The following is an 18,121-nucleotide window of genomic DNA, read 5'->3' on the forward strand; positions in this document are numbered from 1 at the left end:
AAACGACTAGACGAAGGGCCGACAACGGCCCTTTTTGTTTAGAAACGCGAACTGCAATTTCCTAGTATTTCCTAACGCTTGGGGCGTTTTATCCCGATAAATACTGGGATGAAAAAGCTTTCTTTAAGCCTCAAAATTTCAAGTTTGGTGATGGTTGCTCAATTCGTGCAGGCACAAAGCGTGATTCCTGTTCAATCGACGACGATCATTCCCACAACAGCTGCATCACCGGTAGTGACGGCGGCAACGACTGTGACAACAACATCAACGACAAATCTGTATGGTGGTTACAACACCATGATGGATTACTATTTGGCGCAAGCAGCTTCTGAACAAGCGGCGATCGCTGCTCAAGCGGAAGCCGCAACAACGGCGCAAACAAATGCATCTCAGTACGCAGCGATGGCGCAATTGGCTTTGCAGTTCTGCCCGTGGGCGAACAGTTCCTCTGCGACAGAAAAAGCTCCTAAGGACATGAAGAAGGTCGAAAAACAAGCTGCTGATCAAAATGAAGCTGCCGGGAATCAATACGAAAAAGGCATGGATCAAGGAACTCAGCAAGAAGTCGGTCAATCTCGTGAAGAGGTTGTGGCGGCAGAGGGCTGTGACATCTTTATCAACAAAGAAGGTAAGCTTGGACCGCAAGGTCGAACGGCACTAGCGGTTATCAAAGACAATCCAGACTCTTTTGAAAAGAAAGTGCCAACGGATATCGCAGAGTTTTGTCCAAACTATAAAAAAATGAATGGTGAGCAACGCCAGCTTTATTGGGTGTGGGTGGGCTTGTCAGTGTCTTCTTCGGAATCAAGTTGTGATCCTAAGAATAACAATCCGAATGCTAAAAATGGCACGGCTTATGGTCTTTTCCAGATGGCAGCGAAAAGCTGTAAGCAAAAGATGAGTTTGCCGGACGCGAACACGCGTTGTTTCTATACTCAGCTAGCAGATGAATTGCGCAGTCGTGGTTCTTTAACGACATCAAAGTCGGGCGCTACCAAGTGGGGAACTTTACGTACGGATGATGATAATAAAGGCCGCGCTGAAGACGTTCCTGCTGGACAGAAAACGCGCAAGCTTTTAACTCAGTATCCATATTGCCAAGGCGATGTGAGTGAAGCCGCAGCGGCTTCTGTCGAAGATGCAGACTCAAGCTCTGGTGAGCGCAGGCCTGCAAATAAAAGTAAAAAAGCTAAACCTAAGAAAAATCAGCCGCAGCTTATTTAAGAACCTGAGTGATGGCGTCCATCAAAGTCTTCTTACGAATTGGTTTCGTGAGGAAGCTTGTTCCTGGAATTGTTTGAGCGCGCTTCATGGTTTCTTCCAACGCATCTGCCGTGACCAGTAAGATCGGACGTTGCGGAAGATTGTTTTCATCTTCGAAGGCACGCATTCTTTCTGCCGCTTCAAATCCGTCCATCAATGGCATACGCACGTCTAATACGATCACGTCAGTTGGATCGCCCGTGTAGGCATCCAAGGCTTCTTTGCCGTTTTGGGTGTACTGAACGTTCCAAGGCTTGCCATCAAAGTAGGCCTGGTAAAGCTCTTGATTACCCATATCGTCGTCGGCCACCAAGATTTTAATTCCATCTGGAATAGTACGAGGTGCCTCAGCGGCTTTGGGTTTATTGATCTCACGATTTTCGGTGCGGCGAGCGCTCTTCGTATAGAACCCAGCGGTCAAAAGCACATCGACTAATAACAATGGCGAGGAATCCAGAACTGGATCAATCAGGCCCGGATGTTTCGCTAAGATCTCGTCTTTTTTGCCCAGCAAAATCACATGACCATGGCGGTGCAAAAGATCCATGTCAGCAGCGGAAGTTGCTGTCATCGACTCGTCTACGAAAATCCACTTGTTTTGATTCGCAGTGGACATATCGACAGAGCGAATGCTCGAGATCTGATCCATTTTTGTATAAATAATCGCGGGATGCATTTCTAGAGCATCGGTCGCAGCTTGAAGATTCTTATCTTCGGAAATTAGAACGATTTCTTTGATTTGGTCATCGGGAGAACGATAAGACTCGATCCAATTTCCAAACTCTAAGATTTCAACATCAAGATCAACGCGGAACAAAGTTCCCTTTTTAGGTGTAGACTTCACAGTTAAGCGTCCACCCAATTTACTAACCAGTTCCTTCACGATGGCTAAACCTAAACCCACACCACCTTCAGCGAATGCAGATGAGTTTTCCACTTGGAAGAAGGCATCAAAAACTTTATGAAGTTTGTCGTCTTGAATGCCGATGCCGGTGTCTTCGACTTCAAAACAGATGGTCGCCATATGCGGTTGTGGTTGTTCGATCTTAGAAACACGCAAAATCACGTGACCTGAGCTCGTGTACTTACAAGCATTGCGCAAAAGGTTTAACAGAATCTGGCGTAAGCGGCTTGGATCGTAATTGATAACTGCAGGCAAATCATGAGCGAACTGAGAGTACAGACGGAGACCTTTTTTCGCGCAGTCCTTGCCTGAGATCTTGGAAATATCGCTCAGGAAGTTAATCAGATGCATGCGCTTAGGCTGCACTTGCAATTCATTGGTGTCTGATTTTGCTAAGTCCAAAAGGTCTTCGATCATGGATAGCAAATGATTCCCCGAGGAACGCATGCTGCTTAGGTAGTCGTGCATCCGACGGTCAACGTCTTTCTCCTCACACAAATCCACCATTCCTAAAATCAGATTTAGAGGTGTGCGAATTTCATGGGAGATATTTCCAAGGAAGCGGCTTTTCGCAACCAGGGCTTCTTGAAGCTCTTGATGGGCGCGTTCCAAATCGTGAGTTTTATCGATGACCATGCGGCTGACACGACGATTTTGCTGAACTAGGACCCAGAAGAGGTAAGAGATCACCAAAGTCACCAGCACGCTCATCAGCCCCGTGATGGTGGAAGCACTCATGCCCTCAGCTTTTTGATAGTTGAAATGGAAGTGGACCTTCAAGCTCGTTTGCTGTGGTTCGCCCAAACGCAAAGTCTGCAGAAGGCTGTCAGCACCTTCCGCCTTTTCGCCAGCGCGGATTGATTTATTCGTTCCATCTGAAGTGATAATCCAAGAACCGGCATTTTTGGAGTCTACGATTTGCAAAGACTCACTGGAACGCAGGTCAATTTTTTCAAACAAGGAAAGCAGTGGAGCCGTAAAGACGAAATAGATGTTTTCGCGGCTACGAGACTGAAGAACATAAGTGATCAAAGGCACGCCATCGCGTTCGTGTAAAACCGCTCGGCTGTATTCTTTGTTTTTGATGATTTCTTCGATGCCTTTAACAACGGCTTCCGCTGTCATATTTTTGCTTTTGAATTCCGGGACGACAGAGTTCGGAGTGTTGATTCTGGAAAGTCTTTTCAACTTCGGTGGAGAAGCCGTTCTTTTGCCGACCAGTTCAAAAATGGAAAAACGTTGGAAGACCGTATAGCGCAGAGATTGGCCCAAGAAGGCCATATCGCGATAATAATCATTCGGGCGAGTACCAATGTATTCTTCGTAGGATTGGATGCGCAGAATGCTGTTGGATAGTAAGAGGTCCAAAGATTGAATCATCTCGCGCGAACGTTTGATGGATTCTGAGCGCTGATCTGATTGCTCACGATCGCTCATACGTTTGTATATGGAAAATGAGAGAGAAAGACCACAAATCAGCGTCAGGACCGGAATCCATAGGAAGATCCGGCGAGTTTTCTTAAGAATGATTTTAAAACCGTTACGCTTCATCTTTGACACTCTCACAAACCTGAATGTGAACAATGTTAATTAGATTTGAAGGTTTCTTCAAACCAATTTAAATTCACCATATAATCCTATTGTTACGTTATTGCAAATGAAGGAGCAGTAAAGTGGAAACAGATAGTGACTTGGTGGGAGTCAGCAAAGAGCTCAAATCGCTTACAGGCTTTGATTCGCACGCTTTTAATCATCTTTTAGAGGATACGACGCCGAATACAGTGCTTCGTATTTTGGCTCGATTCTGCATGTCGTTGAATGAGGGGATTCCGGCATTGGAGCGAGGTAGCAATTCAGGGGAGTCTGAGATCGTCTGGAAAACAGCTCATAAACTGGCAGGATCGGCGGAGATGCTGGGTTTTAGAGATTTTGGAAAAAAATCGAAAGATTTGAGCTGGCAATTAAAGCAATCAGACCATCTAGGGGCGCACTCGGAAGAAGTTGTAGTTTATTTGTCTCAGGCTCGCGAGCTAGCTGTACAACTAGCTGCCGTATTTCCTAATCAGAAGAACTATCTTTAATTGTGGCTTTGTAGCCTGCGCTTAAGACCGTCTCTACTTTCACCGAACTGTCGCTGATTTTTTTGCGCAAGTGACTGACGTGAGCATCGACGGTTCTTTCTGTAACGTACTTTCCTACGCCCCAGACTTGGTCGATAAGTTGTTCACGGCTGAACACCTGACCGGGGCGTCCGCAAAGAATCTTCAGAATTTTAAATTCAAATGGAGTCAGTTCAATTTGTTGAGAACCGACTTTTTGATTGCGCAAATCCACGCACATGCGATTTGAATCGATGAACAAATCACCCAGCTGAACCTGTTGTGTATTTTGTTGATACGATTTTACGGCACGCAAACGAGCATCCACGCGAGCACGTAATTCGCTCGAATTTGGTGGCTTAGAAATATAGTCATCAGCGCCAATACCGAATGCAGCTACTTTACTGATGATGTCATCATCAGAGCTCAAAATGATAATTGGCACAGGTTTGGCTTTAAAAGAATCTTTGAGATCTGGCAAAATCTTCATCCCATTTCCGTCTGGAAGTGAGATGTCCAATAATACCAAATCGAAACTATCGCGGCCCGTTTGCACGATATTGAACGCCTCAGCAATAGATTCGGCTTGGATAAGTGTGTGATCTTTGAGTACCGAAGTCAGATATATATAGAACTCAGGACTGTCTTCGACGCAGAGTATTTTTGCCATACAAAATGAATTTAATCAGTGTTTTGCGAAATCATCAAATCATTTTAGCACGAAGGCAACGTGAGACACCGATGATTAACAAAGCTACTAGGAGGCGCCATGGATACATCATTGGCTATTGAGAACCAGATTACTAAGGCGGCGATGTCTAACATGATGTTAGCTACAGAGCCTTACAGATTTCTAATTGTTGAAGACGACATGGGTCAGTGGCCTTTGTGGGAAAACATAATTAGATCAAACTTTCCGAACGCACATATAGATTGGGAGACAAGTGAAGCGGGGGCCGAAGGACTTCTGCGTCATTCGTTTCACTCAGAGAATCCTTACGATTTAGTCATCTCCGATGTTTTTCTGGACGGAGACGATACAGGTATAGATTTATGGTCTAGATATGGAGAAGCATCTGATCGATTTATTTTTGTGAGCAGCATGAGTTTATCGAATTTTGATGCGTTGGTGCACTCAACACGCAACTCCACAGACAATCTGCCGTTTTATCTGCAGAAACCTCTGCAGGTGCAGCACTGTAAAGAAGTAATTCAAGCACTGTTATAACAATCAACCTTTAACCACAGGAGAATCAGCATGAACAATGTAGATATTAGAACTGATGAAATCGCCCTTCCCGAAAAAGAACAATTGCTAGTCTCATGTGGCCGCGTATTGGATAAAATCTCTGCGCGTGCACCTTCAGACAGCCGAATTAAAATGAGTGTGGATTCTGAAGGCGACAGCTTTATCGTGAATGTAGATCTTGTCTCTGGCGAGTTGATGATTTCAATCGCATCAGAAGCAAGAAGCCCGTTCATGGCCCTTGAAAAGGCCGATAAAGCAGTTACGGACCGTGTGATGAAATGGTCTGCGACTCGCCAAGTAGAAACGATGCCAGCGACGCTTCAGTAAGCGTCGTCTGACTTCGCTAACTTGAAATCATGAACAAGGAAGCGTCATGAAAAATAGAGTATTGATCGTTGAAGATGATTTAGCCTTGAAACCCATTTGGGAGCATATTCTGCGCAGGCAGTTTACAGATTATCATTTGGACTGGGCTGTCAGCTGTGAAGAAGCGCAGAAACTTGTCAGCTTCTCAATTGTTCGCGATTCACCGTACTCTCTTATTGTGACGGACTTATTCCTTTCAGGAGCGGGCACAGGCTTAGACCTGGTCCGCTTCCTGGCACGAGCGGTGAAATCAAGTCCGATCATGTTGGTCTCCGCGGTTGAAGAAAACGCTTTGCGTGGAAAATATGGTGAGTTGCTGGGCAATATGCAGGTGCTTACGAAGCCAATCAGTGTGCCACAGTGTGATCGCGCTCTAGATAAAATATTTGGAGTCGACATCGCTCCCTCAAATTAGGGGGTAAATTGCAGATCGCAAAAAATAATAGAAAAGTTGTTTTAATTACGGGTTGTAGTTCAGGCTTGGGAAGATCCTTGGCTGAAACTTTGATTCGTTCAGATTGCTATCGAGTTGTTGTGACATCTCGCGTACGTTCTTTTGATAAACTGAGACAACTCTTTCCAGAAAATGAAAATACATTATTGCTGCCGTTAGATGTGACTCTAGAGTCGGACATCTCGACGGTTATTAACGAAGTCTGTCGTCACTTTGGTAGAATTGATGTTCTGATCAATAATGCGGGTGTTTGTTATCGCTCCGTCGTCGAGCACATGGACACGACCTCTGAAGATGTGCAGATGCGCACGAACTTTTTTGGCCCGGTGAACTTGATGAAATCGGTTCTGCCAATCATGCGCGAACAGCGCTCGGGGCATATCGTAAATATTTCTTCGGTCAGTGGGATGGTGTCGATGCCGACTATGGCTTCGTACAGTGCTTCAAAACACGCACTAGAAGGCGTGAGTGAGGCTTTGTGGTATGAATGTCGTCCTTATGGAATTCATGTCAGCATTGTGCAGCCGGGTTTCATTAACTCTCCATCGTTTCAAAATGTCTTGTTATCGAGGAAGGCCCAGTTAAGTTACGAGCTGCGCGGACCTCATTCCGAGTATTACGATTCGATGACTCCGTTTATTGAGAAGTTGATGAACTATTCATTCACTCGACCTGAGAGCATCGCTAGAAAGGTGCACAAAATACTTCAGATGAAGAATCCTCCATTACGAACGAAAGTGACTATGGATGCTATTCTGTTTGGGATCGTAAAAAGATTGATTCCGGGATTTTTGTTTCACAAGTTGATGTTTTATTTCTTACCGCGATCACAGCATTGGGGAAATAAAATGGGCTCTGAAGGAAGGATCCCCAGAGCCCACGGAGGAAATGGTATCTGACCTTAAGCTTGTGCTGGAGCCGGAGTTGTCGTTTGCGGCGCCGCTGTCACTGGAGCTTGGTTTTGTGCACTCATCTGTTGAATCTGCTGTGCTTGTTGCTGTGCCTGCTGGTGAGCTTGGGCTGCAGAAACTTGGGCGATCTGAGTCACTACACTTTGCGCGTGTTGCGCTTGTTGGTGATAGTAATTCAATTTCGCCACGTACTCTTTCAACGAGATGTTTTCTTGCTTCAAGATTACTGATTGGCTCAGGGTCTGTTGCAAATGACTGAAGTAGTCTTGAGCTTCCAGAGACTTTTTATCCAAAGCCACTTTCATCTCAACGATCTTAGTTTCTGCCACAGACGTCAGGTTTTTCAGCACTTCATTTTGTTGTTGTGCGGAAGCTTCAACTTCGCTGAACGCTGTAGAGATCTTTTCGATTTCTTCGTTAAGCGATTTAACAGTGTTGTCGCGCTCTTCGATTGTCGTCATCAGGTCAGCGTTAGCTTGTTCAAGGTCTGCTTTTTCTTGTTTGAACTTTTGGATTTCAGCTTGAAGCTTTTCGTACTGTTGTTCCCACAAGTCTTGCTCGCGAGCCCAAGCACTTTTCGCTTTGGCGAATTCCATAGCCGTTTCGTCTTTCAAAGCGCGAGTCAGATCCAAATCACGTTGCAGAATTTTATTTCTTTCAAACATGGACTGAGAATATTTTTTCTCTTCGCTTTGGATTTGTAGTGCGCGAGCTTTCAATCCTTGGATCTCAAGTTGCAGCTGCAAACTCAATTCTAACGATTTTGCAAGGTCCGAGGACATCTTTGCGTTCGTTGCTCGTTCTGCGCTGAGTTGATCAGCGAGCAATTTCATCTGAGCGTCCAACGTTTCAGATCCGTAAGAAAAGCTCTCGAGATTTTTAATTTTCTCGCGAAGATCCTCTTGAGAACCTTTTAAGTCAGAGTTGAATTTCTTCATCTGCTCTTGCATTTGCTCATACTTAGGCTGTGCAGGATGGTTTGCATCCGCGTCACCATTGGTGCTGAGCTCATTCAATTTATTACAAATTTCATCGAATAGTTTTTCATGCTCTGGAACGGAAGGATTTGTCATAGACTTTATTCTGGTCTATGGACTGAAGTCCGTCATTGAAAATAATAGACGAGACTTAAGGCTCTCGATTTAGGTCCAGTGTGGAGGTTGTTAATGATCGTTTCGAAGTGTTCCCGTTATGTCATAGCTCTGGTTTTCACTCTCAATTCCTTTGCGTTTGCACAACCCTCTGATTCATTTGGGTTAGGTGATGTGAAACAACCGCAGCAAGCTTCGGAATATATTTTTAGATCATCTCCTAAGGAGTCATTGATTGCTGTGCAACTTTTGGGAGCAGTGAATAGACCGGGAGTTTATTACGTGCCGCCCTCCACCGATTTACTAAAGCTGATTACGCTTGCAGGTGGTTCCACAAATGGTGGAGACATGTCGGAAATTGTGGTCAGAAAACTTGAACCAAAGACATGGTCAGAAATTAAATCGAAAGCTGTGAATGAGTATCAAGGTGCTTACGAAGTTGATGCTGAAAAAGTCATCAAATACGGTGGTGCGAAGCAATTGAAATTAGCTCAAGACGACTTTGTCTATGTTCCACAAAAATCCTATATGGTGAGCGGTGATGCAACTCGCACGGTGACAGTGGTGTCGTTGGTTCTGGGCATTGCTTTGACGGCACTTTTGATTTCCAAAAATTCAAATCATAACGGACTTATTGGACAATGATTCAGGCGAAGGACGCCCGTATTTTATTTCTGATAAAATCATTGGTGGCCTTGGTCTTTTTATGCAAGGTCTCCTTGGGTGGACTTCTGCCTATTCCGCGAGAGATTCCCTATCTTATTTTTCAGCAGGGGATGCATCCTTACGTTAATGTCCTGCTGACTTTTTTGTTGGGATTTCCGCTGCTTCTTTTGTGGTTGCGGGTGCGAGCTCGTCAGCATTTAAGTGGCTTTTATAAACTCTTCGTTTTCTTTCTGATGATCGTGTTGGCGGTGCAGACTTTACTGCAAGTTCATTACGTGAATCCTGATGAATCAGCAGTTATGCAAATCGGTGCGATGTTGGTGTCTTTATTCATGGTCGGCATCTATGGTTTGATCATTCCGAGTTTATGGAATGTTCAAGACTTTCTGAGGTTTGTGCAGCGCTGGACCGGGGCGCTTGTTTTGCTTTCGCTGGTTGTATTAATCGTATCGCCAGGGGCCGCATTTAAGGGCGGAAGATTCATCGGAGTTTTTAAACACATCCCGCACATGGTGACTTGTGCGACGATTGCCTTCGTATTTACGTTGGGCACTTTTTTGGCTGATCACAAACTGAAACATAAGATTTGGAACGGTCTGATTTTGTTGGCCAGTTTCTTTGCGATTATTCTGACGGGGACTCGTTCCTCGGCGGCAGCGGCAATGTTTGCGTTCGTGGTTACTTTGATTTTGCATGAGACGCGAACTACAAAGGGGCGCATGTTCAAATTTGCCGTGGTTTCGTTTCTTATTTCATTCACAGTGTTTTTTGGAGTTCAGTCTTACGAGCTCGCCCATGACATCGCTACGGGGCAAACTTCATTGGGTGGGCGACATGCACAGGACGGTGTGGCCTCACGTTGGGAAGAGGTCGAACGGGGTGCTGAAATCTTTAAACAAGAAGAATGGTTGGGACACGGCTTGATGTCGAAGTTTGCATCAGGAAATGATGTCGATGTTTCTAACTACAACTCGTTTAAAGACCCACACAATATTTTTATCTCCGCAGGAGTTGTCGGTGGGTGGCCACTGTTGATTCTGGCAGCGATTGCTTTGGGATTTATGACGATTGGTTCGTTGAAGGCGTTGAAGTCTTTTAGTATCGCAAAACGCCAAGTGGCGATTTACTTACTTGCCCATATTCCCATATTGGTGATCTATCACATTCATCTTTCCATTGGTGGGATGGCCGATCGAATGTATTGGATGGTCTTTGGCTTTGTCGCCGCCGCCGTTTTTGAGGAGATTTCGATCAGAACCAAAAGCGTTCCCAAGGTGTGCCAATTGAGGGCCGTTGACCAAGATTTTGCCATCAGATCCATTTAATAACGAATAACCGCGTCCTCATATTGTGAACACCGGGCATGTTCTCTGCAATTAGCTGAACCGTTGCAGGAGGAGCTATGCTTCGTCGTAAATATATGGTGATGGTTTTGGGCCTTGGAATGATGTCTATGACTGCTTGTTCAAGCGGTAAGGACCAAGTGAAGGCAGAGCTTCAAGATGCGGTTGTCGCCAATGAACAGGCCGAAACCAAACAAGATTGGCATGCTTCGGAAAGCAATCCTGAAAACCTATTTCCGAAATGGAAATCCCTCGTTGCTGCCGGTGATCTAACTCCTGAAGATGTGTGCAGCTCTCTCCATGAAATTGCGGCTCAAGATTTGACTCTGATGGAAGAGCAACTTGATGATCCAGAATACGACGACATGCTGAAGGGTTGTAAGGACGACCTATTGGTTAAAATCGATAACTATGCTTTGAATGAGCGTGCGACATTGACTCATAACTTGGGGAACTTCTTTGAAGACGACCAATGGAATGAAGTCTCTAAAAACAAAGCTCAAACGAAAGAGCCTGTTCAGTATGCTCAAACAAAAAATATGTGGGCAGATACAGCGAAACCAGCAAACTCTATGAAATTCGCTGGTGGTACGCAGATCCGTGATACTTCCGCAGGATATAAAGCAGTATCAGGTGATATTGGCCGTAAAGAAGTTATTTTGACGTTCGATGATGGTCCATCGACTGCTTATACAAGAACGATCTTGGCGACTCTTCGTAAAATGAACGCGAAGGCGATGTTCTTCCAATTGGGTAAAAACATTAAAGTGAACCCTGAGCTGGTTAAAGAAGTTGCAGCAGATGGACACGCGATGGGTGCGCACTCTATGACTCACAGATGTCTTGGTGCTGATAAGGCCTGCATGAAATCAAACAGCTCTACAAATCCTTATCAATTAAGCTTTCCGCAAGTGAAAGAAGAGATCAATGGTACTTTCCGTGAGTTGATTAAAGTATTGGGTTGGGCTGATCCATTCTTCAGATTCCCGTACGGCAATGGTACTGCTCAAGCAAAAGCTTACTTGAAACAACAAGGTATCGGCGAGTTCTTTTGGAACGTGGATTCATTGGACTGGAAAGCTAAATCTTACGAAGCGGTCGTTTCTAATGTCATGAACCAAGTTAAAGCGAATTCTGCATCAGGCAGAGGCAGCTTGATCCTTATGCATGATATTCAACGTAGAACAGCAGAGGCTCTTCCAGAAGTTTTGGCACAGCTTCATGGCGCAGGTTATAATGTCGTGTTGTTGAAATCCAAAAATGTACTGAAAGGTGCATCACAACCCATCCCATAGTTGATTTCAGCTTCTTAATCCTCATTACAAAATAGACACAGGCCATCCTTGTGAAAGGATGGCAAAACTATTGGGTCGGGGGATTGGAAATGCAGGATCCACATTTAGAGCCAGAGCTTAGCGTTGGCGAAATTATGAAACTCTATTTGTCTCACTGGCGGATGTTCGCCGTTTTTACGGCTGTTCTATTCACGGTGAGTGTCATTGTTTACGCTGTTAAAATTCCTTATATTGCCTCGACGTCGATTATTTTTAACGACTCTCAGAACTCTTCCGTTCAAGCGTTCTCCAGTCAGTTCTTTGGTTTAAATAAATCTCTCCAAGAATCCAAGAAGGGGAGCAGTCTACTTTCAAAACACATAGAATTTCTTAAGACGCGGGATTTCTTTGAAGCTGTTTTAGCTAAGATTCCAGAGCGCGGCGAATCGGGAGCAATCTCGATGGAAGAACGCAGAGGTTATGAAACACTTCGTGATAAGTATTTAAAAGACATCAATACATCATCTGAAAGCCGCATCGGGATTTTGCAAAAGCTGGATCGATGGACAAAGGCACAACTGGATTCAGAATTTGAAATCAAGATTTCAGCGGCGACGCCGGATCGTGCGATGTCTTTGTTTTTGGTGAACACAGTGGTGGCCACAGCCAGTGATCTTCTAAAAAAGCGCGAGCTTGAAGAAATGAATCGCGTTGAAACCTTTATCATCGAACAGAAAAAAGATGCCGATGATAAATTGGTGAGTCTGGGTAAAGAACTCGCTGAAATCCAAAATCGCGATCAAAGTGTTTTACCTCTAGGATCAAAAGATAAAATCGGGGACTACGTCAGTGAACTCTTGGTTCGCTCCAATGAATTAAAACTTAAAATTAATCAGAACACTAAGATGATCGCTTACCTGAATAAGGGGCGCACTCCCAACTCTGACAACTCCATGTATGGAGTGGGTGGACAGATCGAAAATCTGAAAAATCAGAACGATATTATGAAAGATCAGCTGAGCCAGGTGCAAGCTTCGATCGATAACCTGAAGGCCGAATCCAGAGAACTTCCGTTTCAGGCACAAATGGCCGAGGATCTAAAAAAGAAATCAGAAATGGAGTTCACACGTTACAAAGAACTCAGTACGGCTTTAGCAAAAATCGAAGCACAGAAGCTTTCCATTGGAAACCGCTTTGAGATTTTAGAGTCAGCTCGCTGGGAAACCACAGGTCCGCAAATTGGTCTAATGGCGTTGGCTTTGTTGAGCATTCTGATCAGTCAGTTTGTGGGCTCGTTGATTATCTATTTCCGCTATCTGTGGAACCCGAATGTCGTCACGGCAGAGGCTTCGCGCAATCTGGTGGTGTTTGATAATCATTCATTAGATCCTCGCGTGATCATTGAAAACTCAAAAATTAAATTGAACCTGAAACAGCCCGACAAGGACGAATCGGTGAGCATGATATGAATAAAGCAAATTATTTTCTAACAGCAACCGCTGCAACTTTTCTATTGTCCTCGTGCGGAAATGGCGTCAGTCAACAGATTCAGAACACAATCGAAGTGAATCAGTCGGCTTCTTCATTGGTAGAGTGGGATGCCTCACCAGCAAATCCAGAAACAGTATTTAAAAAATGGCGCAAAGAATCTGATCCAAAATCCAAAGAGCGCCTGTCTGATCAGATTTGCACAAAACTAAAAAGCCTTGATGGATTGTCGCTAACGATTTTTGAAAATGAAATCAATGAAGAGGCAAACCTCTCATTGGTTCTGCCATGTAAGAAATCTTTGACAGCGCAATTGGAGCGTCACTACGCCGCTGAACGCAACACTCTAAAAATCCGCGTGAATGCCTTGAGCGAAGCATCTTCGGGAAATACATTTCAATTTCCATCAAACACTCAGTACCGCGATGTCTCTAAAGGTTATTACGCAAGAGCGGGTGATGTAGGCCCGAAAGAAATCGTCCTAACTTTCGATGACGGACCAAATCCGGTTTACACAACCTCGGTCTTAAGATCGCTGAAAGAAGTGAACGCAAAAGCCCACTTCTTCCAATTAGGAAAAAGTATTCGTCTCAATCCAGATGTAACGAAAGCAGCAGCTGCTGACGGCCACGCGATTGGCTCACACTCAGTGACTCACTCCTGTTTGGCGAATACACCAACCTGCGAAAAGCTAATGTACAAGGCCCTGTCGCCAACTGAAGCCATCGCAGAAATCAAAGGCGGCCATCAAGCAGCCTTCGATACTTTGGGATGGGTAGAACCGTTCTTCCGCTTCCCTTATGGCGAAGTAGACCCGGGTCTGCGCAGCTATCTCAACGAAAACTCAGTCGCCGAATTCAACTGGAATATGGACAGCGAAGACTGGAAAGCCCAAACCAACGAGCAACTTTTGAAAAACACTCTGGATTTGGTAGAAAAAAAGGGCCGAGGAATCCTCCTCATGCACGACATCCACCGCAGAACCGCCGAAGTATTACCACAACTCCTAGCCGAGCTTTACAACCGCGGCTACAGTATTGTATTACTCCAACCATCGGACGCCACGGCAAGATACAATAGCAAACTTGTGAAGAAGCCTCTTCCATAAAAGCTATTGCCACCCAAACCGTTGGCTTCGAATAGCCAGCGGTTAAGAGAATGAAAACGGACAAAGACAGACCCTCCACCTGGAGAAAATATAGCAACGGAATGTGCACAGGCTGCCACGGCCACTGCTGCACCATGCCCGTAGAAATAAAACTCTCCGACCTAATCCGCCTAGGCGTAACCAACGAAGACGAAGCCGCCAGCGGAGTAAAAAAACTCTCAAAGAGACTCATCAAAGAAAAGATCATCCTCTCCTACAGAAGCGGAACCGAGTTCTTCATGCTAAGTTCTCGTCCCAACGGAGATTGTCTTTATTTGCACCCAATTACACGTCTCTGCACAGTCTATGAAAAACGCCCAGATACTTGCCGAGAATTCCCTAAAATTGGTCCTCGCCCAGGATTCTGCCCAGTAGGCCCAAAGTAGTCTTCGTCACCCCAGAACAGCAGAGTTTCCCTCTGGCAGTGCGTGCCTCGCTCACAGCTCCGTCGACACGCCATCCAGGCTCACCGTCGCCCGCCTAAGGCGGGTTCGCGCATCCATGCGCCGACGGAGGTCGACTGCGTGAGAGCGAGTCCCTCCCTGCCAGAGGGAAACTCTGCTGTTCTGGGGATCCTTCTTCTGTGGTTTCTAAGGGTTCTCAGAGGGGGATTGTCTAATATTTTGTCACTGGGGTGCTTAAGGGCGGCACTGTCTCATTTTGATTGGAGTCAGATCGAATGTAGTTGAGGCCCAAGTGGCACAAGGGGTGCTCCTATAGACAGTAGAATAGGAGGCCTTGTATGGGCTTTAAAGAGAACAAACTAGAAATTGCGATGGTTGTAGCGGCGGTAGCCCTAGTAGGCGGCCTGGGCAATTTGTTTAAAGCTCCTGTTCAAAAGGCTCTGGGCACAGAGTTCAGTTTTGAGATGATTCGTCCTAAATCGGTATTGGCGGCTTTGTTTGATTTGGGTGGTCGCGAGGTTGCTCGCAGCTACGTGAATCCTTTTGGTAATCCTAAGGCTGCTACGACGACAACTCCGAACACTGAAGATAAGACTCAAAAAGCAGCAGCAACAACAGCTAAAAACGACGCTAAAAAAGCAGCTGATAAAAAGGCTGAAGAAGACAAGAAAGCTAAAACTGATATTTCTGTAGTGAACTCTGATGATAGCCGCAAAGTTGGTGGCGATGATCTTACTACAAGCAATGGCAGTGGCGGTCAGTCCGTTGGTGCAAACAATGCTGATGGCGACAAGAACAGCTCGGATTCAGAAAAAGACAAAGATAAAATGACGGCTCAACAATGGCGCAACCTTGTGTTGGGTCAGCCAACTAAAGAAAACGTTAATAAAATGGTGTTGGCTTATATGGATGCGGATCTTACTGATGGTGAGTTCTTTGGCATCGTGAAAGAGCTTTTGTTGAACAGTAATGCTGAAACTCAAAGCTTGGGTTTGTCGGCGGCAAGTTCATTCTATAGCTCAACAGCATTTAACACAGTGGCTTCAACTTATAAAACTTTGAGCACAGACACACAAACTAAAGCAATGGCTTACTTGTTAGGCTTTGCAAATGCGGGTCGCTTAGGTGCTTTGGCCTCTTCACTTCAAAGCAGCAATGCGGATGTTGTGACATTGGCTGCTGAAATCGTGGTTAAAGGTTATAACTCAGCCAAAAGCGGTGCAAACACGAGCCAAGGCAGTGGCCGTACTCGTGGTGACGCGTTTACGAATTCTTTAACTAGCTACAGCCAGTTCCAAAAGATTTTCGAAAATTTGAAAGACAGTTCAGATGCGGCGATTCAAACTGCAGCGAACAATGCACTTTCTCAAATTCAATTCGGCGTAGCATCTCTATAACCACTGGACAGTCTAAGGGATTTGCGATGACAATGGGGGCATGAACCTGGGTCATCGCTTTCTTTTTTTAATTATCGCACTTTTTAGTACGCATACGATCGCTGCGACTCAGCTTCCGCATAATCTCGATGCCGATGATCAAACTCGCACCCTTGAAGTTTTGGGGTATGGTTCTTCAGCTAAAATTTTAGGTGATCCGTATCCATTGGGTGGTTATTCCGGTGTGGAGCTGGGTATTTCTACTCAGTTTATTCCGATTGGTGATCTTTCAAGTTTAGGTAGCACTACGAAGGATAAGGGCGAGCTTTCCTATTACACGCTGACATTGGGTAAAGGTTTTTACTATAACATCGATGGTTTCGTGTACTTCTCGCCAAGTGTTCAAAGCGAAGAAATGCAAAGCTTCGGCGGTCAGTTGCGCTGGGGTTTTTACGAAGCTTCTTTTTTCCCGATTTCATTTTCAGCAATGCTTTATGCCGGTGGAGCTAACTTTCAAAACTTAATCAACGTGGCAACAACGGGTTGGGATTTGATTGGGACTGTGAATATGGAAAACGTCGCTCTGTATTTCGGGGCAGGACGTGTTCGCGCGCAAGGCACGTTCATCGGTGGAGCCGGTGGTATCACAGCTTCGCAAAATACCGAAGCTCGCGACATCGCCGAAAATCACACTTTCTTTGGTGTGAATATCGAGATCTCCAAAGCATTCATCGCGATGCAAGTCGATCGTTACTCTGATTCAGTTTATAGTGGAAAATTAGGATTTAGATTCTAATTGAGCTTTTTCAATCAGCTTCGTCGTGGATTTACCATCGATGAACTGCAAAGACATCACCTGACCACCATAGCTCGCAACGAATGGACCACCAACGATTTGGTCGATCTTCCAGTCGCCACCTTTAACTAAGATGTCGGGTTTTACGTTTTTGATCAGATTTTCTGGAGTGTCTTCAGTGAAGATCACAGAAAAGCCCACGCAACCCAAAGCTGCCAGGATTTCCGCACGATCATTTTCAACTTGGACAGGACGAGTAGGACCTTTAAGGCGTTTCACGCTGGCATCAGAGTTTACACCGATAACCAAAACGTCGCCTAAGGAAGCTGCTTCTTGCAAGTAGCGAACATGTCCTACGTGCAAAAGATCAAAGCAGCCATTCGTGAAAACAATTTTTTTACCTTGAGAGCGAAGCGGAGCCAAGGCTTCGGCGATATCATCAAACTTACGAACTTGGCCCATATAGAAATCCTACGCTTTCTTAAGAAGACGTGCGCCAGTGATTTGACCAGCGAAGTCTTTATTCATAAGAGCGGACGCGATCGGGAGTACGATGAAACCAGTTAGGATCACCAAAGCGCTGCGAGCAGCAACTTTCAAGCAGAACAATCCAGAGGAAAGATCAGCAGGTTTACCCACACGTTGATCAAATGCCCACTCACCCGGAGTAGCACCCATGTAGATGCGGTTCAAAGTCAGATAAATGAATGCCACACCTGCAAAGATCGAGAACGTAGAGACGTAAATGAAGTAGTTCTCATCCGGTTGAGTCAAGTTTGCCACAAGATCCACGCGCGCGATAGACACGAGCAAGATCAGGCACAGAAGGCTGGCAGCCATCACAAGCATTCCGTCCAAAAGACCCGCAGAGAAGCTGAACACTGTCTCTTTGTACTCTTCCTTAACTTGAGCTGTGATTTTAGTTTTCGTTTTGTTCTCGTCGAACTCCAAACGGCGGTTTTTTTGAAGAGTCTTAAGGATCTCATCAACTGCTGCTGTGGAAGTGCTTGGAGAAGCTTCGCCGCCCACTTCAGTCAGGTAACCCGGAGCTGAAGGAACTTGCGATGGAGTGCTGGACTTTTTGCGAGGAAGAGGTGGACGAAGAGGATCTGTTGAACCTTCTTCAATCAATTCCAAGCCCTGGCTTTTCAAAATGTTAGGTGATGACGTGGACTTAAAAGAGTCAGCATCAACGTCAGCTTTCGCAGCTGCCGCTTTCTTTTTATGGAAACCTAGACCATCCGTCAGGGGCTTGAATTCAAACTCTTCGAAAGGATCCATTCCTTCTCC

The 18,121-nt window shown here is 45.3% G+C and carries 19 protein-coding genes; 14 read left to right on the top strand and 5 right to left on the bottom strand.

Going from position 1 to position 18,121, the window contains the following annotated elements; all coding sequences use genetic code 11:
* Nucleotides 1–108 precede the first annotated feature (108 nt).
* Nucleotides 109–1,224 (top strand): hypothetical protein, encoded by a 1,116-nt coding sequence (locus tag ACLVWP_RS02650; RefSeq protein ID WP_413559896.1) that lies wholly within the window; start codon nt 109–111, stop codon nt 1,222–1,224.
* On the opposite strand, the gene ACLVWP_RS02655 is transcribed toward ACLVWP_RS02650, so the two are convergent.
* Nucleotides 1,217–3,718, bottom strand: coding sequence for a hybrid sensor histidine kinase/response regulator (locus ACLVWP_RS02655; protein ID WP_413559897.1), 2,502 nt, complete (start codon nt 3,716–3,718; stop codon nt 1,217–1,219). The genes ACLVWP_RS02650 and ACLVWP_RS02655 overlap by 8 nt on opposite strands.
* Before the next feature lie 122 nt (nt 3,719–3,840).
* Here ACLVWP_RS02655 and ACLVWP_RS02660 point away from each other — a divergent pair, with 122 nt between their 5' ends.
* Entirely contained in the window at nt 3,841–4,248 is a 408-nt protein-coding gene (locus tag ACLVWP_RS02660; RefSeq protein WP_413559898.1) for a hypothetical protein, read from the top strand.
* Here the strand turns inward: ACLVWP_RS02660 and ACLVWP_RS02665 are convergent.
* On the bottom strand, nt 4,226–4,936 hold the full coding sequence (locus ACLVWP_RS02665) for a response regulator transcription factor (RefSeq protein WP_413559899.1): 711 nt from the start codon (nt 4,934–4,936) through the stop codon (nt 4,226–4,228). The genes ACLVWP_RS02660 and ACLVWP_RS02665 overlap by 23 nt on opposite strands.
* Nucleotides 4,937–5,035: 99 nt before the next feature.
* Here ACLVWP_RS02665 and ACLVWP_RS02670 point away from each other — a divergent pair, with 99 nt between their 5' ends.
* The 4 genes from ACLVWP_RS02670 to ACLVWP_RS02685 are packed head-to-tail and all read left to right on the top strand — an operon-like array spanning nt 5,036 to nt 7,234.
* On the top strand, nt 5,036–5,494 hold the full coding sequence (locus ACLVWP_RS02670) for a hypothetical protein (RefSeq protein ID WP_413559900.1): 459 nt from the start codon (nt 5,036–5,038) through the stop codon (nt 5,492–5,494).
* A 30-nt stretch (nt 5,495–5,524) separates the two neighbouring features.
* Nucleotides 5,525–5,842 (top strand): hypothetical protein, encoded by a 318-nt coding sequence (locus ACLVWP_RS02675; protein WP_413559902.1) that lies wholly within the window; start codon nt 5,525–5,527, stop codon nt 5,840–5,842.
* Between the two features lie 46 nt (nt 5,843–5,888).
* Nucleotides 5,889–6,296: a response regulator gene (locus tag ACLVWP_RS02680; RefSeq protein ID WP_413559903.1), complete on the top strand. Its 408-nt coding sequence runs from the start codon at nt 5,889–5,891 to the stop codon at nt 6,294–6,296.
* 8 nt (nt 6,297–6,304) lie between these two features.
* Nucleotides 6,305–7,234, top strand: a complete 930-nt coding sequence (locus ACLVWP_RS02685) for an SDR family oxidoreductase (RefSeq protein WP_413559904.1) — start codon at nt 6,305–6,307, stop codon at nt 7,232–7,234.
* Between the two features lie 2 nt (nt 7,235–7,236).
* Here the strand turns inward: ACLVWP_RS02685 and ACLVWP_RS02690 are convergent, their stop codons facing one another.
* The gene (locus ACLVWP_RS02690) at nt 7,237–8,319 is read right to left on the bottom strand and encodes a hypothetical protein (RefSeq protein WP_413559906.1); all 1,083 of its coding nucleotides are present in this window, start codon (nt 8,317–8,319) and stop codon (nt 7,237–7,239) included.
* 93 nt (nt 8,320–8,412) lie between these two features.
* On the opposite strand from ACLVWP_RS02690, the gene ACLVWP_RS02695 reads away from it, so the two are divergent.
* From ACLVWP_RS02695 to ACLVWP_RS02730, 8 genes are all read left to right on the top strand, one after another.
* Nucleotides 8,413–8,982, top strand: coding sequence for an SLBB domain-containing protein (locus ACLVWP_RS02695; RefSeq protein WP_413559908.1), 570 nt, complete (start codon nt 8,413–8,415; stop codon nt 8,980–8,982).
* The gene (locus tag ACLVWP_RS02700; protein WP_413559909.1) at nt 8,979–10,328 is read left to right on the top strand and encodes an O-antigen ligase family protein; all 1,350 of its coding nucleotides are present in this window, start codon (nt 8,979–8,981) and stop codon (nt 10,326–10,328) included. Before ACLVWP_RS02695 ends, ACLVWP_RS02700 begins: the two co-directional genes overlap by 4 nt.
* Before the next feature lie 77 nt (nt 10,329–10,405).
* Entirely contained in the window at nt 10,406–11,641 is a 1,236-nt protein-coding gene (locus tag ACLVWP_RS02705; protein WP_413559910.1) for a polysaccharide deacetylase family protein, read from the top strand.
* A gap of 89 nt (nt 11,642–11,730) precedes the next feature.
* Nucleotides 11,731–13,089, top strand: a complete 1,359-nt coding sequence (locus ACLVWP_RS02710; protein WP_413559911.1) for a hypothetical protein — start codon at nt 11,731–11,733, stop codon at nt 13,087–13,089.
* Nucleotides 13,086–14,216, top strand: coding sequence for a polysaccharide deacetylase family protein (locus tag ACLVWP_RS02715; protein ID WP_413559912.1), 1,131 nt, complete (start codon nt 13,086–13,088; stop codon nt 14,214–14,216). Before ACLVWP_RS02710 ends, ACLVWP_RS02715 begins: the two co-directional genes overlap by 4 nt.
* Nucleotides 14,217–14,266: 50 nt before the next feature.
* The gene (locus ACLVWP_RS02720; RefSeq protein WP_413559913.1) at nt 14,267–14,641 is read left to right on the top strand and encodes a YkgJ family cysteine cluster protein; all 375 of its coding nucleotides are present in this window, start codon (nt 14,267–14,269) and stop codon (nt 14,639–14,641) included.
* Between the two features lie 356 nt (nt 14,642–14,997).
* On the top strand, nt 14,998–16,056 hold the full coding sequence (locus ACLVWP_RS02725; protein WP_413559914.1) for a hypothetical protein: 1,059 nt from the start codon (nt 14,998–15,000) through the stop codon (nt 16,054–16,056).
* Between the two features lie 40 nt (nt 16,057–16,096).
* Complete coding sequence (locus ACLVWP_RS02730; RefSeq protein WP_413559915.1) at nt 16,097–16,831, top strand: hypothetical protein; 735 nt, start codon at nt 16,097–16,099, stop codon at nt 16,829–16,831.
* Here the strand turns inward: ACLVWP_RS02730 and rfaE2 are convergent.
* Together rfaE2 and ACLVWP_RS02740 are read right to left on the bottom strand one after the other, a co-directional pair.
* Nucleotides 16,814–17,293, bottom strand: coding sequence for a D-glycero-beta-D-manno-heptose 1-phosphate adenylyltransferase (rfaE2, locus tag ACLVWP_RS02735; protein WP_413559916.1), 480 nt, complete (start codon nt 17,291–17,293; stop codon nt 16,814–16,816). The genes ACLVWP_RS02730 and rfaE2 overlap by 18 nt on opposite strands.
* A gap of 9 nt (nt 17,294–17,302) precedes the next feature.
* The gene (locus tag ACLVWP_RS02740; RefSeq protein WP_413559918.1) at nt 17,303–18,112 is read right to left on the bottom strand and encodes an RDD family protein; all 810 of its coding nucleotides are present in this window, start codon (nt 18,110–18,112) and stop codon (nt 17,303–17,305) included.
* Nucleotides 18,113–18,121 lie beyond the last annotated feature (9 nt).

Source organism: Bdellovibrio sp. HCB209, from assembly GCF_047306065.1.
Taxonomy (GTDB): domain Bacteria; phylum Bdellovibrionota; class Bdellovibrionia; order Bdellovibrionales; family Bdellovibrionaceae; genus Bdellovibrio.

Excerpts from the sequence above, each read along its gene's own strand:
- rfaE2 (WP_413559916.1), bottom strand. The coding sequence starts at position 17,293 with ATGGGCCAAGTTCGTAAGTTTGATGATATCGCCGAAGCCTTGGCTCCG.
- ACLVWP_RS02690 (WP_413559906.1), bottom strand. The coding sequence starts at position 8,319 with ATGACAAATCCTTCCGTTCCAGAGCATGAAAAACTATTCGATGAAATT.
- ACLVWP_RS02695 (WP_413559908.1), top strand. The coding sequence starts at position 8,413 with ATGATCGTTTCGAAGTGTTCCCGTTATGTCATAGCTCTGGTTTTCACT.
- ACLVWP_RS02665 (WP_413559899.1), bottom strand. The coding sequence starts at position 4,936 with ATGGCAAAAATACTCTGCGTCGAAGACAGTCCTGAGTTCTATATATAT.
- ACLVWP_RS02670 (WP_413559900.1), top strand. The coding sequence starts at position 5,036 with ATGGATACATCATTGGCTATTGAGAACCAGATTACTAAGGCGGCGATG.
- ACLVWP_RS02700 (WP_413559909.1), top strand. The coding sequence starts at position 8,979 with ATGATTCAGGCGAAGGACGCCCGTATTTTATTTCTGATAAAATCATTG.
- ACLVWP_RS02675 (WP_413559902.1), top strand. The coding sequence starts at position 5,525 with ATGAACAATGTAGATATTAGAACTGATGAAATCGCCCTTCCCGAAAAA.
- ACLVWP_RS02740 (WP_413559918.1), bottom strand. The coding sequence starts at position 18,112 with ATGGATCCTTTCGAAGAGTTTGAATTCAAGCCCCTGACGGATGGTCTA.
- ACLVWP_RS02705 (WP_413559910.1), top strand. The coding sequence starts at position 10,406 with ATGCTTCGTCGTAAATATATGGTGATGGTTTTGGGCCTTGGAATGATG.
- ACLVWP_RS02680 (WP_413559903.1), top strand. The coding sequence starts at position 5,889 with ATGAAAAATAGAGTATTGATCGTTGAAGATGATTTAGCCTTGAAACCC.
- ACLVWP_RS02650 (WP_413559896.1), top strand. The coding sequence starts at position 109 with ATGAAAAAGCTTTCTTTAAGCCTCAAAATTTCAAGTTTGGTGATGGTT.
- ACLVWP_RS02655 (WP_413559897.1), bottom strand. The coding sequence starts at position 3,718 with ATGAAGCGTAACGGTTTTAAAATCATTCTTAAGAAAACTCGCCGGATC.
- ACLVWP_RS02730 (WP_413559915.1), top strand. The coding sequence starts at position 16,097 with ATGAACCTGGGTCATCGCTTTCTTTTTTTAATTATCGCACTTTTTAGT.
- ACLVWP_RS02720 (WP_413559913.1), top strand. The coding sequence starts at position 14,267 with ATGAAAACGGACAAAGACAGACCCTCCACCTGGAGAAAATATAGCAAC.
- ACLVWP_RS02715 (WP_413559912.1), top strand. The coding sequence starts at position 13,086 with ATGAATAAAGCAAATTATTTTCTAACAGCAACCGCTGCAACTTTTCTA.
- ACLVWP_RS02725 (WP_413559914.1), top strand. The coding sequence starts at position 14,998 with ATGGGCTTTAAAGAGAACAAACTAGAAATTGCGATGGTTGTAGCGGCG.
- ACLVWP_RS02710 (WP_413559911.1), top strand. The coding sequence starts at position 11,731 with ATGCAGGATCCACATTTAGAGCCAGAGCTTAGCGTTGGCGAAATTATG.